Origin of the sequence: Streptomyces sp. NPDC016309 (genome assembly GCF_043077235.1) — a bacterium.
GTDB lineage: Bacteria > Actinomycetota > Actinomycetes > Streptomycetales > Streptomycetaceae > Streptomyces.
Genome location: NZ_JBIBSG010000007.1, coordinates 218,233 through 232,035, shown reverse-complemented (window position 1 = coordinate 232,035; position 13,803 = coordinate 218,233). Strand labels below are relative to the sequence as shown.

13 protein-coding genes are annotated in these 13,803 nt (G+C 70.9%); 8 read left to right on the top strand and 5 right to left on the bottom strand.

All coding sequences use genetic code 11. The features are described from left to right. Positions 1–146: 146 nt before the first annotated feature. Positions 147–2,408, bottom strand: a complete 2,262-nt coding sequence (locus ACF068_RS19670; protein ID WP_392275522.1) for a (Fe-S)-binding protein — start codon at positions 2,406–2,408, stop codon at positions 147–149. 85 nt (positions 2,409–2,493) lie between these two features. After that, positions 2,494–3,126, bottom strand: a complete 633-nt coding sequence (locus tag ACF068_RS19665) for a sugar transferase (protein WP_392275521.1) — start codon at positions 3,124–3,126, stop codon at positions 2,494–2,496. Between the two features lie 256 nt (positions 3,127–3,382). Here ACF068_RS19665 and dnaK point away from each other — a divergent pair, with 256 nt between their 5' ends. From dnaK to ACF068_RS19640, 5 genes are all read left to right on the top strand, one after another. Beyond that, positions 3,383–5,236, top strand: a complete 1,854-nt coding sequence (dnaK, locus tag ACF068_RS19660; RefSeq protein ID WP_392275520.1) for a molecular chaperone DnaK — start codon at positions 3,383–3,385, stop codon at positions 5,234–5,236. Next, entirely contained in the window at positions 5,233–5,913 is a 681-nt protein-coding gene (gene grpE / locus ACF068_RS19655; protein ID WP_392275519.1) for a nucleotide exchange factor GrpE, read from the top strand. Before dnaK ends, grpE begins: the two co-directional genes overlap by 4 nt. A gap of 51 nt (positions 5,914–5,964) precedes the next feature. After that, positions 5,965–7,155, top strand: a complete 1,191-nt coding sequence (gene dnaJ / locus ACF068_RS19650; RefSeq protein ID WP_392275518.1) for a molecular chaperone DnaJ — start codon at positions 5,965–5,967, stop codon at positions 7,153–7,155. Position 7,156: 1 nt separating this feature from the next. After that, positions 7,157–7,612: a heat shock protein transcriptional repressor HspR gene (locus ACF068_RS19645; protein ID WP_392275517.1), complete on the top strand. Its 456-nt coding sequence runs from the start codon at positions 7,157–7,159 to the stop codon at positions 7,610–7,612. Positions 7,613–7,685: 73 nt separating this feature from the next. Further along, complete coding sequence (locus ACF068_RS19640) at positions 7,686–8,339, top strand: DUF4232 domain-containing protein (protein WP_392275516.1); 654 nt, start codon at positions 7,686–7,688, stop codon at positions 8,337–8,339. Here ACF068_RS19640 and ACF068_RS19635 read toward each other — a convergent pair. Together ACF068_RS19635 and ACF068_RS19630 are read right to left on the bottom strand one after the other, a co-directional pair. Then, complete coding sequence (locus tag ACF068_RS19635) at positions 8,332–8,823, bottom strand: hypothetical protein (RefSeq protein ID WP_392275515.1); 492 nt, start codon at positions 8,821–8,823, stop codon at positions 8,332–8,334. The two genes, ACF068_RS19640 and ACF068_RS19635, sit on opposite strands and share 8 nt — an antisense overlap. A gap of 2 nt (positions 8,824–8,825) precedes the next feature. Continuing rightward, entirely contained in the window at positions 8,826–9,806 is a 981-nt protein-coding gene (locus ACF068_RS19630) for a helix-turn-helix transcriptional regulator (RefSeq protein ID WP_392275514.1), read from the bottom strand. 132 nt (positions 9,807–9,938) lie between these two features. On the opposite strand from ACF068_RS19630, the gene ACF068_RS19625 reads away from it, so the two are divergent. Together ACF068_RS19625 and ACF068_RS19620 are read left to right on the top strand one after the other, a co-directional pair. Continuing rightward, entirely contained in the window at positions 9,939–10,238 is a 300-nt protein-coding gene (locus ACF068_RS19625; protein ID WP_392275513.1) for a hypothetical protein, read from the top strand. Continuing rightward, positions 10,235–10,552 carry a hypothetical protein gene (locus tag ACF068_RS19620; RefSeq protein ID WP_064067217.1) on the top strand — a complete coding sequence of 106 codons (318 nt, stop codon included), beginning with the start codon at positions 10,235–10,237 and terminating at the stop codon, positions 10,550–10,552. The genes ACF068_RS19625 and ACF068_RS19620 overlap by 4 nt, the downstream gene beginning before the upstream one ends. Positions 10,553–10,683: 131 nt before the next feature. Here the strand turns inward: ACF068_RS19620 and ACF068_RS19615 are convergent, their stop codons facing one another. After that, positions 10,684–11,097, bottom strand: coding sequence for a pyridoxamine 5'-phosphate oxidase family protein (locus tag ACF068_RS19615; protein WP_392275512.1), 414 nt, complete (start codon positions 11,095–11,097; stop codon positions 10,684–10,686). A 120-nt stretch (positions 11,098–11,217) separates the two neighbouring features. Here ACF068_RS19615 and clpB point away from each other — a divergent pair, with 120 nt between their 5' ends. Then, positions 11,218–13,803, top strand: coding sequence for an ATP-dependent chaperone ClpB (gene clpB / locus ACF068_RS19610; RefSeq protein ID WP_392275511.1), 2,586 nt, complete (start codon positions 11,218–11,220; stop codon positions 13,801–13,803).

The window sequence follows — 13,803 nt, the reverse complement described above, 5'->3', positions numbered from 1 at the left end:
GGGCCGGGGGTTGGGGGGCGGGGGGGGGGGCGGTGGGGGCGGGGGCGGTCTTTGAGTGCCGGGCGGGCCCCCCCCCCCCCCCGCCGCCGGCCCCCCCCCCCCCCCCCCCGCGCCCCCCCCCCCCCGCTTCCGGTGTCGTACGGGAACTACTTCACCGGCTCCGGCTCGGTGTCCGCGTCCTCCGCCGGCGTCTCCTGCGCGGGCGTCTTGACGGAGTCCAGCAGGAGCTGGGCCACGTCGACGACCTGGAGGCTCTCCTTGGCCTTGCCGTCGTTCTTCTTGCCGTTCACGGAGTCCGTGAGCATCACGAGGCAGAAGGGGCAGGCGGTGGAGACGATGTCCGGGTTGAGGGACAGGGCCTCGTCCACGCGCTCGTTGTTGATGCGCTTGCCGATCCGCTCCTCCATCCACATCCGCGCGCCACCGGCGCCGCAGCAGAAGCCCCGCTCCTTGTGGCGGTGCATCTCCTGCTGACGCAGGCCCGGGACGGCCGACATGATCTCGCGCGGCGGCGTGTAGACCTTGTTGTGGCGGCCCAGGTAGCACGGGTCGTGGTAGGTGATCAAACCGTCGACCGGCGTGACCGGGAGCAGCTTGCCCTCGTCGATGAGGTGCTGGAGAAGCTGCGTGTGGTGGATGACCTCGAACTCGCCGCCGAGCTGCGGGTACTCGTTCGCGATCGTGTTGAAGCAGTGCGGGCAGGTCGCGACGATCTTCTTGGCCGACTTCGGCTTCTTGGTCGACTCGTCCTCGTCGTCCTCGCCGAACGCCATGTTCAGCATGGCCACGTTCTCCTGGCCGAGCTGCTGGAACAGCGGCTCGTTGCCCAGGCGGCGCGGCGAGTCACCGGTGCACTTCTCCTCGCCGCCCATGATCGCGAACTTCACGCCCGCGATGTGGAGCAGCTCGGCGAAGGCCTTCGTCGTCTTCTTGGCCCGGTCCTCCAGGGCCCCCGCGCAGCCGACCCAGTACAGGTAGTCGACCTCGGTGAGGTCCTCGACGTCCTTGCCGACGATCGGGACCTCGAAGTCGACCTCCTTGGTCCACTCGACGCGCTGCTTCTTCGCCAGGCCCCAGGGGTTGCCCTTCTTCTCCAGGTTCTTGAGCATCGTGCCCGCCTCGGACGGGAACGCGGACTCGATCATCACCTGGTAGCGGCGCATGTCGACGATGTGGTCGATGTGCTCGATGTCGACCGGGCACTGCTCCACGCACGCGCCGCAGGTGGTGCAGGACCACAGCACGTCCGGGTCGATGACGCCGTTCTCCTCCAGCGTGCCGATCAGCGGGCGCTCGGCCTCGGCCAGCGCGGCCGCCGGGACGTCCTTGAGCTGCTCCTCGGAGGCCTTCTCGTCGCCCTCCATCGTCTTGCCGCCGCCGGCGAGCAGGTACGGCGCCTTGGCGTGCGCGTGGTCGCGCAGCGACATGATCAGCAGCTTCGGCGACAGCGGCTTGCCGGTGTTCCAGGCGGGGCACTGCGACTGGCAGCGGCCGCACTCGGTGCAGGTGGAGAAGTCGAGGATGCCCTTCCAGGAGAAGTGCTCGACCTGGGAGACGCCGTACACGTCGTCGTCGCCCGGGTCCTCGAAGTCGATCGCCTTGCCGCCGGACGTCATCGGCTGGAGCGCGCCGAGCGCGGTCTCGCCCGTGGCGTTCCGCTTGAACCAGATGTTCGGGAAGGCCAGGAAGCGGTGCCAGGCGACGCCCATGTTGATGTTGAGCGACACCGTGATCATCCAGATCATGGTGGTGCTCAGCTTGATCATGGCGAACAGGTACACCAGGTTCTGGAGCGCGCCGACGCTCAGCCCCTTCACCGCCAGGACCAGGGGGTACGAGGCGAAGTACGCGGCCTCGTAGTGGTCGACGTGGTGCAGGGCGCCCTCGAGTGCGCGCAGCACGTAGATCGCCAGGCCGATGGTGAGGATGACGTACTCGACGAAGTACGCCTGGCCCATCTTCGAGCCGGCGAACCGGGACTTGCGGCCCGGGCGCGACGGCAGGTTCAGCAGGCGGATGACGATCAGCGTGGCGATGCCGAGGGTGGTCATCGCGCCGATGAACTCGATGTAGAGCTCGTACGGCAGGAAGCCGCCGATCAGCGGCAGCGTCCAGTCGGCCTGGAAGAGCTGGCCGTACGCGGTGATGATCGTCGGCGGCAGCGTCAGGAAGCCGACCGCCACGAACCAGTGGGCGAAGCCGACGATGCCCCAGCGGTTCATCCGCGTGTGGCCGAGGAACTCCCTGACCAGAGTGACGCTGCGCTGGTAGGGGTTGTCGGTCCGGGTGCCGGCCGGGACGGGCTGTCCCAGCTTGAAGTAGCGGACGAACTGGCCGATGGCGCGGGCGAGCAGCGCAACGCCGACCACGGTCAGGGTCAGCGACACAATGATCGCGGCGAGTTGCATGGAGGCTCCTCGGGCCTGCGAGGGTGGGCGTGAGCGTGGGTACTACTAAGCGGTAACTTATTCAGTCCGTGCTGAGCGTACCCAGTTATTCCGCCGCACTGTAGCCGCGCAGGCGGTGATCTGCGTCGCTCAGGTGAGCCTGACCGGGCACGGTCCGCAACGAGCGCAGCAGCAGGGCGATGTCCAGCCCGATCCACTGGTTCTCGACGTAGTGCTGGTCGAGCAGCAGCGGCTCGTCCCACGGCAGCGCGGAGCCGCGCCGCACCTGGGCCAGGCCGGTCAGTCCCGGTCTGACGCTCCGGCGCCAGGGGGCGCGGGCGGCGGGGGCGCCGGGCGGGAGGGGGGCCGGGCCCACCAGGGACATCTCGCCCCGGACGACATGGGGCAGGCGCGACAGCACGTCCAGGCGGAACCGGCGGACGGGTAGATACCGGAGGGTGAACGGGCGGCCGTCGAGGCCGGTCCTCGTCTCGCGTACGAGCACCCCGCCGGCCGGCCGGCCCAGCGCGGCGGCGACGGCCCCCGCCAGGAGCAGTGGGGCCGCCAGGGCGAGCAGGGCTGTAGCCAGCACCAGGTCGAGGACCCGCTTGGGGTCGCCGAGCCGCGCCGGTGTCCCGGCGCGCGGCGGGTCGCAGGGCCCGGGGGAGGCGCAACCGGGCGGCCCGGCGGGCTCCTCGGGGAGGCGGGGGACGCGCGGTGAGGGGTGCATGGAGCGCATGGGACACACACCTGACGACTTTGCGGCTAATCGCCGTGAATGCGGCTTTTAATTCGTTGTTTGAACGATCGCACGGTTGTGTGTGAGGTGGTAGTGGTTCGGGGTAGGCGGCGGGTCGTGGCCGCAGGGCCGGACGACCGCCCTGCCGCAAGCGCCGCCAAGAAGTTGAGCCCCCACGGCTCAAGTCTGTTGACTCCGATCCGGCTGTCGTGCATCCTTGAGCCTGTTCCACTCAAGTCAGCTGGAGGAATCGAAAATGGCACGTGCGGTCGGCATCGACCTGGGCACGACTAACTCCGTCGTCAGCGTTCTGGAAGGCGGCGAGCCCACCGTCATCACCAACGCCGAGGGCGCCAGGACCACGCCGTCCGTCGTCGCCTTCGCGAAGAACGGCGAGGTGCTCGTCGGCGAGGTGGCCAAGCGCCAGGCGGTCACGAACGTCGACAGGACCATCCGGTCGGTCAAGCGCCACATGGGCACCGACTGGAAGATCGAGCTGGACGGGAAGAACTTCAACCCGCAGCAGATCAGCGCCTTCATCCTGCAGAAGCTGAAGCGTGACGCCGAGGCGTACCTGGGCGAGAAGGTCACCGACGCGGTGATCACCGTCCCGGCGTACTTCAACGACTCCGAGCGCCAGGCCACCAAGGAGGCCGGTGAGATCGCGGGCCTCAACGTCCTGCGCATCGTCAACGAGCCGACGGCCGCCGCCCTCGCGTACGGCCTGGACAAGGACGACCAGACCATCCTGGTCTTCGACCTCGGTGGCGGCACCTTCGACGTCTCGCTGCTGGAGATCGGCGACGGCGTCGTCGAGGTGAAGGCCACCAACGGTGACAACCACCTCGGTGGTGACGACTGGGACCAGCGCGTCGTCGACTACCTGGTCAAGCAGTTCCAGTCCGGTCACGGTGTGGACCTGTCCAAGGACAAGATGGCCCTCCAGCGCCTCCGCGAGGCCGCCGAGAAGGCCAAGATCGAGCTGTCCTCGTCCACCGAGACCTCGATCAACCTGCCCTACATCACGGCGTCCGCCGAGGGCCCGCTGCACCTGGACGAGAAGCTCACGCGCGCCCAGTTCCAGCAGCTCACCGCCGACCTGCTGGAGCGCTGCAAGACGCCGTTCCACAACGTCATCAAGGACGCGGGCATCCAGCTCTCCGAGATCGACCACGTCGTCCTCGTCGGTGGTTCCACCCGCATGCCGGCCGTCGCCGAGCTCGTCAAGGAGCTGACCGGTGGCCGCGAGGCCAACAAGGGCGTCAACCCGGACGAGGTCGTCGCCATCGGCGCCGTGCTCCAGGCCGGTGTCCTCAAGGGTGAGGTCAAGGACGTCCTGCTCCTCGACGTGACCCCGCTGTCCCTCGGTATCGAGACCAAGGGCGGCATCATGACCAAGCTGATCGAGCGCAACACCACGATCCCGACCAAGCGGTCCGAGATCTTCACGACGGCCGAGGACAACCAGCCGTCGGTGCAGATCCAGGTCTACCAGGGCGAGCGCGAGATCGCGGCGTACAACAAGAAGCTCGGCATGTTCGAGCTGACCGGCCTCCCGCCGGCCCCGCGCGGCGTCCCGCAGATCGAGGTCGCCTTCGACATCGACGCCAACGGCATCATGCACGTGACCGCGAAGGACCTCGGCACGGGCAAGGAGCAGAAGATGACCGTCACCGGCGGCTCCTCGCTGCCGAAGGACGAGGTCGACCGGATGCGTGAGGAGGCCGAGCGGTACGCGGAGGAGGACCACAAGCGCCGCGAGGCCGCCGAGAGCCGCAACCAGGGCGAGCAGCTCGTCTACCAGACGGAGAAGTTCCTCAAGGACAACGAGGACAAGGTCCCGGGCGACGTCAAGACCGAGGTCGAGACGGCGGTGAACGAGCTCAAGGAGAAGCTGAAGGGCGAGGACACCGCGGAGATCCGCACCGCCACCGAGAAGGTCGCGGCCGTCTCCCAGAAGCTCGGCCAGGCCATGTACGCGGACGCCCAGGCCGCGGGCGGCGCCGCCGGTGCCGGTGAGGCCCCGGGTGCCGCCCAGGGTGCCGCCGCCGACGACGACGTCGTCGACGCCGAGATCGTCGACGACGAGAAGCCGAAGGGGGCCGCATGACGGAGGAGACCCCGGGCTTCGAGGAGAAGCCCGACGTCCCCTCCGGCGCCGCGCCTGACGACGCCGCCGAGACCGCCGGTGCCACTCCTTCCGCGAACGCGGAGGAGGGCCCGGCGGCCCCGGCAGGGGACGCGACCGCAACCGTCGCCGGCCTGACGGCCCAGCTGGACCAGGCCCGCACCGCGCTCGGCGAGCGCACCGCGGACCTCCAGCGGCTCCAGGCCGAGTACCAGAACTACCGCCGCCGGGTCGAGCGCGACCGGGTCACCGTCAAGGAGATCGCCGTCGCGAGCCTCCTGACCGAGCTCCTGCCGGTGCTCGACGACATCGGCCGCGCCCGCGAGCACGGCGAGCTGGTGGGCGGCTTCAAGTCGGTGGCCGAATCGCTGGAGACGGTCGCCGCCAAGATGGGCCTCCAGCAGTTCGGCAAGGAGGGCGAGCCCTTCGACCCGACGATCCACGAGGCGCTGATGCACTCGTACGCGCCGGACGTCACCGAGACGACCTGCGTGGCGATCCTTCAGCCCGGGTACCGCATCGGCGAGCGGACCATCCGGCCCGCCCGTGTCGCGGTGGCCGAGCCCCAGCCGGGGGCCGCGCCGGCCCCGTCGGCGCAGGCGCCGAAGGAGGAGCAGAAGGCGGCCGACGAGGAGAGCGGTGGCCCCGAGGAGGGCTGACGCGTCGACCGTCGACCGGGAAGTGACCGGTGACCGGAAGGAGGGACGTCGATGAGCACGAAGGACTTCGTGGAGAAGGACTACTACAAGGTTCTCGGCGTCCCCAAGGACGCCACCGAGGCCGAGATCAAGAAGGCGTACCGGAAGCTCGCCCGCGAGTTCCACCCGGACGCCAACAAGGGTGACGCGGGCGCGGAGGCGCGCTTCAAGGAGATCTCCGAGGCGAACGACATCCTCGGTGACCCCAAGAAGCGCAAGGAGTACGACGACGCCCGCGCCCTGTTCGGCAACGGTGGCTTCCGTGCCGGCCCGGGCGGCGGAGCAGGCGGAACGTTCAACTTCGACCTGGGCGACCTCTTCGGGGGCGCCCAGGGCGGGGCGGGCGGTGCCGGCGGCTTCGGCGGCGGCGGCCTCGGGGACGTCTTCGGCGGCCTGTTCAACCGGGGCGCGGGCGGCGGCGCGGGCACGCGCACCCAGCCGCGCCGGGGACAGGACGTCGAGTCCGAGGTGACGCTCAGCTTCACCGAGGCGGTCGACGGGGCGACGGTCCCGCTGCGGATGTCCAGCCAGCAGCCCTGCAAGGCGTGTTCGGGAACCGGCGACAAGAACGGCACACCGCGCGTGTGCCCCACCTGCGTCGGCACCGGGCAGGTCTCGCGGGGCGGCAGCGGCTCCTTCTCGCTGACCGACCCGTGCGTGGACTGCAAGGGCCGCGGGCTCATCGCCCAGGACCCGTGCGACGTCTGCCACGGCAGCGGCCGCGCCAAGTCCTCCCGCACCATGCAGGTCCGCATCCCCGCGGGCGTGTCCGACGGGCAGCGCATCCGGCTGCGCGGCAAGGGCGCGCCCGGCGAGCGGGGCGGCCCGGCCGGTGACCTGTACGTGGTGGTGCACGTGGCCACCCACCCGGTCTTCGGCCGCAAGGGCGACAACCTGACCGTCACGGTGCCCGTCTCGTTCGACGAGGCGGCCCTCGGTGGCGAGATCAGGGTGCCCACCCTCGGCGGGCCCGCGGTCACGCTGAAGATCCCGGCGGGGACGCCCAACGGCCGGACCATGCGCGCCCGTGGCAAGGGAGCGGTCCGCAAGGACGGCACCCGCGGGGACCTGCTCGTCACCGTCGAGGTGGCCGTGCCGAAGGACCTGGGCGACAAGGCGCGCGAGGCACTCGAAACGTACCGGGAGGCCACGGCGGGTGAGGACCCGCGGGCCGAGCTGTTCCAGGCCGCGAAGGGGGCTTGAGATGGACGGACGCCGTCGCAATCCGTACGAGCTGACCGACGAGACACCGGTGTACGTCATCTCGGTGGCGGCCCAGCTCAGCGGACTGCACCCGCAGACCCTGCGCCAGTACGACCGGCTGGGTCTGGTCTCGCCGGACCGTACGGCCGGGCGGGGCCGGCGGTACTCGGCCCGGGACATCGAACTGCTGCGGCAGGTACAGCAGTTGTCGCAGGACGAGGGCATCAACCTGGCCGGCATCAAGCGGATCATCGAGCTGGAGAACCAGGTCGCCGCGCTCCAGTCCCGGGTGGCCGAGCTGTCGGCGGCCGTCGAGGGCGCGGCGGCGGCGATGCGCCAGCGCGAGGCCCAGGTCCACGCCTCGTACCGGCGCGACCTGGTGCCGTACCAGGACGTGCAGCAGGCGAGCGCGCTGGTGGTGTGGCGCCCGCCCAAGAAGCGCGGCGAGCGCGCCTGACACCCTTGCCAGGCCCCTTCCGTTCCGGCGGAGGGGGCCTTTCGCCGTCGTGGGCGCGTGCGATGATCCCGGGATGCGTACGACGTGGGGGGCCTCGCCCGGCCGGCTGCGCGCCGGTGCGGTGCTGGTGGTGGCCGTGGCCGCGCTCGCGGCGGGCTGCGACGACGGGACCGGTGACGCGCCGCTGCCGGAGCGGATCACCGCGCGCCCGGATCCCGGGACGGCGGCTCCCGTACCGCCGCGGGGGGCGCCGGACGGGCCCGGGGCGCCGGACGCGGACTGTCCCGCTTCGGGAGTGCGGGTCGGGACGGGCATGACGGAGGCCGCGTCGGGGTTGCGGGCGATGGGCCTGCTGCTGGTCAACTGCGGTACGCGGCCGTTCGAGGTGAGCGGGTACCCGGCCCTCGACGTCCTCGGGGAGGACCGCCGGGCGTTGGACGTCACCGTCCGGCGCGGGTCGCACGTCGACGCCGGCGCGAAGCCCTCGGCGTTCGTCCTCGCGCCCGGCGCCCGGGCGAGCGCCTCGGTGGTCTGGCGCAACACGGTGACCCGTACGGACGTGGTGGCGACGAACGGGGCGTACGTCCGCGTGACCCCCGCCCCCGGCGTACCGGCCCAGACGGTGGCCCCGGCCGACGGCGGCCCGCTGGACCTGGGCAACACCGGCGCCGTCGAGGTCACGCCCTGGAAGCCGTACGACGACCCGGCCGGGACGCGCCCTAGGTGATCAGCTCGGCCACCACGTCCAGCGTGGTCTGCCACAGCGGCTGCGCGCCCGTCCCGAAGGCGGCCGCCAGGGCCGTGCCCACGGCGACGTCCTGGGCCAGGGGCTTGGCGTCGTCGTTCCACGCGGCGGTGACCGTGCCGTCGCCGGAGGACTCCAGCTCGCCCAGCCGGCGGCCGCCGCGCAGCAGCCGGCTCTCCCCGTACGAGCAGGGCACGAGCCGGTAGCGGACGTCGCCGACGGTGGCGTCGACGCGGTAGGAGTGGCGGGACAGCCGTCCCTTGGCGGGCGCGATCCGGGCGGGCCGGCCGTCGACGGTGAGCGTCAGCAGGGCCGGGTCGCGGGAGCCGAGGGGGACGTGCGGGTCGGGTTCCGTGCCGGGGGCGCGGACCAGGCGTACGTGGGGGAGGCCCGGGCCGGTGACGTCCAGGGTCCCGGCGGCGGGCCGGAGGTCCACGTCCGGCGTGGCGGGGGAATGGTCGAGCATGGTCAGTGGTCCTGCTCCAGGATGCCGGACTGGGCGATCAGGTAGCCCAGTTGGGCGCGGCTGCCGCTGCCGAGGACGGCGGCGAGCTTGGCGATGTGGGCACGGCAGGTCCGTACGTTCATGCCGAGGCGGCGGGCGATGGCCTCGTCGACGTGGCCCTCGACGAGGAGCTTGGCGATGGAGCGCTGGACGCCGCTGATGCCGTCGGACTTCAGGTCGTACGGGATCTCCTCGTTGATCGGCACGGCGAGCTGCCAGAACTGGTCGAAGACACCGGCGAGGTAGGCGACCAGGCCGGGGTGGCGTAGCTCCAGGGCGACCTGGCGGTCGCTGCGCGCGGGGACGAAGGCGACCTCCCGGTCGACGATGATGAGCCGGTCGATGATCTGTTCCAGGGTGCGCACCTGCACCTCGGGGCCCACGTGTTCCAGGTACGTCAGGGTGAGTTCGGTGTGCCGGGCCGTGTGCTGGTAGAGCGTGCGCATCCGGATGCCCCGGCCGAGCAGGGGCCGCACCCGGCGCAGGGCCTCGCTCAGTCCGTGGGCGGGGCGGCCGCCGCCGGGCTGGACGGTCAGCAGTTCCTTCTCGCAGCCGGCCACCACCCGGTCCAGTGTCGCGTTGATCCGGCTCAGGCCCTCCAGCACGGTGATCGCGTGCGTGGTGGGGGCGTTCTGGGCGCTGATCGCCATGAATGGCTCGAACGCGTCGGACAGTTCGACCGTCAGACGTCTACGCTCCAGGATCTCGCGCTCGATGGGCTGGAGCAGTTGGGCCAGCGCGGAGGAGGGCGGGACGGGACGGAGCCACTGGGCGTCGTCCGGGTCCGGGTGGAGGAGCGCGAGGTCGAGGAGACACGGCACCTCATCCGCCTCTGACCGGGGTATTCGTCCGCTGCGCAAGGCGTTGGCGTAGAGCTCGGACCCCTCCTCGCACAGCTCCGTGTGGGAATGGGGGTGGCCAGGCTTGTCTGGTTTTACGCTCATCTGTACACCCCCAGGCTCCTGCATCTCAGGAACATGATGCCTGTCGTAGGTGGTGGAAGCGTGGAGAGTGAGCAATCGTCGTAGCCGCGGGGGTTGGAAAGAGACGTTGCCTTCAAGTGAGGTTGCTCGGTGATGACGAAGAGACTCATACGCGCAGTGGTTGCCAGTGCGTTCATCGCTGCCGGCGCGGTAGGGGTTCTGGGGGCGGCCGAGGGTCAGGACTCGCTGGCGGCTCCCGGCACCGGTATCACGACGCAGGACCCCGGCTGGACCGCGGCGCCCGCCGCGTCGGGCCGGACCGTGCACGACCCCTCGTGGACCGCCGTACCCGTCAGGTCGGGCCCGGCGACGACCGACCCCGGATGGACCGCCGCGCCCGCGTCGGCGGGCCGTTCGGCGACCGACCCCGGCTGGACCCTCGTCCGCGCATGAACGTTCCCGACGACTCGCGTTTCCGGCGCGAGATGGCATCCGCCTACCGGTCCGGGTGGCATTTCATCGACCTCGTCACGGCTGTGCCGCACAGTGGCGATTCGTTGATGGTCACCCTCTTCGGAGAGCCGATCGTCATCACGCGCGGAGAGGACGAGGACATCCGAGCGTACCGATGCCTCCGACGGCCCCGCGGAGCACCGCAGCCCGTCCGGTGCGCCATCAGGTACGGAATGATTTTCGTCAACCTCGACCAGCGTGACCACCAGCTCGTCGAGCCGGAGACCACCACCGCCACCCCCCGCAGCGCCTGAGCGGTTCCCCCGTCGTTGTAAATCGCTCAGGTGCTTCCCCCACACAGCGGCGCCATCGTGGACCTGAACACGATGGCGCCGCTGTGCTGTCCGCGTACGCACGCGTACGGTCAGGACCCCCCGCGCGGGCGTCAGGCCCGCCCCATCGCCCGCGTCAGGGCGATCTCGATGACGACCCGGTCAGGGTTCGGCGTGGGCGTGCGGCCGTAGCGGGCCGCGTACCGCTCCACCGCGTCGGCCACCGCCTCCGGTTCCGTACGGATCCTCGCGACGCCCTCCAGGGTCGCCCAGCGCCCCTTGTCGACCTGGCACACCGCCACCCGCGCGCCGTCCGGGCCCGCGGCCAGCACGTTGGCGACCTTGCGGCTGTGCTTGTTGGTGATCACCCGGGCGATGCCCTTCTCGCCGCCCTCGGGGTCGTACGTCACGCCCACCGCGACGACGTGCGGCGTGCCGTCCGGCCGGGGCGTGGTCAAGGTGCACATGTGGTACTCGCGCCAGAAGTCCAGATACGAAGCGCCGGGATGACGGGGGTCGATGGCCATGCCCGCGAACCTACCGGGGGCGGCTGTCCCTCACCATCTTGAGTGGAATAGACTCAACTTTACGTACGTTGGACGAGTCATGGTCGACGGAACCGCAGCACCGAGGAGGAGAGACCGCCCGTGGACGCCGAGCTGACCAACAAGAGCCGGGATGCGCTCAACGCCGCCACCAGCCGCGCCGTGTCCGAGGGACACCCGGACCTGACCCCCGCGCACCTGCTGCTGGCGCTGCTCGAGGGCCAGGACAACGAGAACATCACCGACCTGCTCGCCGCGGTCGAGGCCGACCAGGCCGCCGTGCGCTCCGGGGCCGAGCGCGTGCTCGCCGCCCAGCCCAGCGTCACCGGCTCCACCGTCGCCCCGCCGCAGCCCAACCGTGACATGCTCGCCGTCATCGCCGACGCCTCGCAGCGCGCCCGCGAGCTGGGCGACGAATACCTGTCGACCGAACACCTGCTCATCGGCATCGCCGCCAAGGGCGGCCAGGCCGGCGAGGTGCTGGAGCGTCAGGGCGCCGGTGCGAGGAAACTGCTCGACGCCTTCGAGAAGGCCAGGGGAGGCCGCCGCGTGACCACACCCGACCCCGAGGGGCAGTACAAGGCCCTGGAGAAGTTCGGCACCGACTTCACGGCCGCCGCCCGGGACGGCAAGCTCGACCCGGTCATCGGCCGGGACCAGGAGATCCGCCGCGTCGTCCAGGTGCTGTCGCGGCGCACCAAGAACAACCCGGTGCTCATCGGCGAGCCCGGCGTCGGCAAGACCGCCGTCGTCGAGGGCCTCGCCCAGCGCATCGTCAAGGGCGACGTCCCCGAGAGCCTGAAGAACAAGCGCCTCGTCGCGCTCGACCTCGGCGCCATGGTCGCGGGCGCCAAGTACCGGGGCGAGTTCGAGGAGCGCCTGAAGACCGTCCTGTCCGAGATCAAGGACAGCGACGGCCAGATCATCACCTTCATCGACGAGCTGCACACCGTCGTCGGCGCGGGCGCCGGCGGCGACTCCGCCATGGACGCGGGCAACATGCTCAAGCCCATGCTGGCCCGCGGCGAGCTGCGCATGGTCGGCGCCACCACCCTCGACGAGTACCGCGAGCGCATCGAGAAGGACCCCGCCCTGGAGCGCCGCTTCCAGCAGGTCCTGGTCGCCGAGCCCACCGTCGAGGACACCATCGCGATCCTCCGCGGCCTCAAGGGCCGGTACGAGGCCCACCACAAGGTCCAGATCGCCGACTCCGCCCTGGTCGCCGCCGCCACCCTCTCCGACCGGTACATCACCTCCCGGTTCCTGCCCGACAAGGCCATCGACCTCGTCGACGAGGCCGCGTCCCGGCTGCGGATGGAGATCGACTCCTCGCCCGTGGAGATCGACGAGCTCCAGCGCGCCGTCGACCGCCTCCGCATGGAGGAACTGGCGCTGAAGAACGAGTCCGACCCCGCCTCCGTGCAGCGCCTGGAGAAGCTGCGCCGCGACCTCGCCGACAAGGAGGAGGAGCTGCGCGGCCTGACCGCCCGCTGGGAGAAGGAGAAGCAGGGCCTCAACCGCGTCGGTGAGCTGAAGGAACGGCTGGACGACCTGCGCGGCCAGGCCGAGCGGGCCCAGCGCGACGGGGACTTCGACACCGCCTCCAAGCTGCTGTACGGCGAGATCCCGGCGCTGGAGCGGGAGCTGGAGGCCGCCAGCGAGGCGGAGCAGGAGGCCTCGAAGGACACCATGGTCAAGGACGAGGTCGGCCCCGACGACATCGCCGACGTGGTGGGCTCCTGGACCGGCATCCCGGCCGGCCGCCTGCTGGAGGGCGAGACGCAGAAGCTGCTGCGCATGGAGGACGAGATCGGCCGGCGTCTGATCGGCCAGACCGAGGCCGTGCGGGCCGTGTCGGACGCCGTCCGCCGCACCCGCGCCGGGATCTCCGACCCCGACCGGCCCACCGGATCGTTCCTCTTCCTCGGCCCCACCGGTGTCGGCAAGACCGAGCTGGCCAAGGCGCTCGCCGATTTCCTCTTCGACGACGAGCGGGCCATGGTCCGCATCGACATGAGCGAGTACGGCGAGAAGCACAGCGTCGCCCGGCTCGTCGGCGCCCCTCCCGGCTACGTCGGCTACGAGGAGGGCGGCCAGCTCACCGAGGCCGTGCGCCGCCGCCCGTACAGCGTCGTCCTGCTCGACGAGGTGGAGAAGGCCCACCCGGAGGTCTTCGACATCCTGCTCCAGGTGCTGGACGACGGGCGGCTCACCGACGGCCAGGGCCGTACGGTCGACTTCCGCAACACCATCCTCATCCTCACCTCCAACCTGGGCAGCCACTTCCTCATGGACCCGCTGAGCCCGGAGGAGCAGAAGAAGGAACAGGTGCTGGAGGTGGTCCGGGCCTCCTTCAAGCCCGAGTTCCTCAACCGCCTCGACGACATCGTCGTCTTCTCCGCCCTCGACCGCGACCAGCTCGCCCACATCGCGGGCCTCCAGATCGAGCGGCTGGCCAAGCGCCTCGCCGAGCGCCGCCTCACCCTGGACGTCACGCCCGAGGCCCTGGAGTGGCTCGCCGTGGAGGGCTTCGACCCGGCCTACGGCGCCCGCCCGCTGCGCCGCCTGGTCCAGACGGCCATCGGCGACCGCCTGGCCAAGGAGATCCTCGGCGGCGAGGTCCAGGACGGCGACACCGTCCGCGTGGACCGCTTCGAGGACGGCCTGATCGTGGGCCCGGCGCGGTAG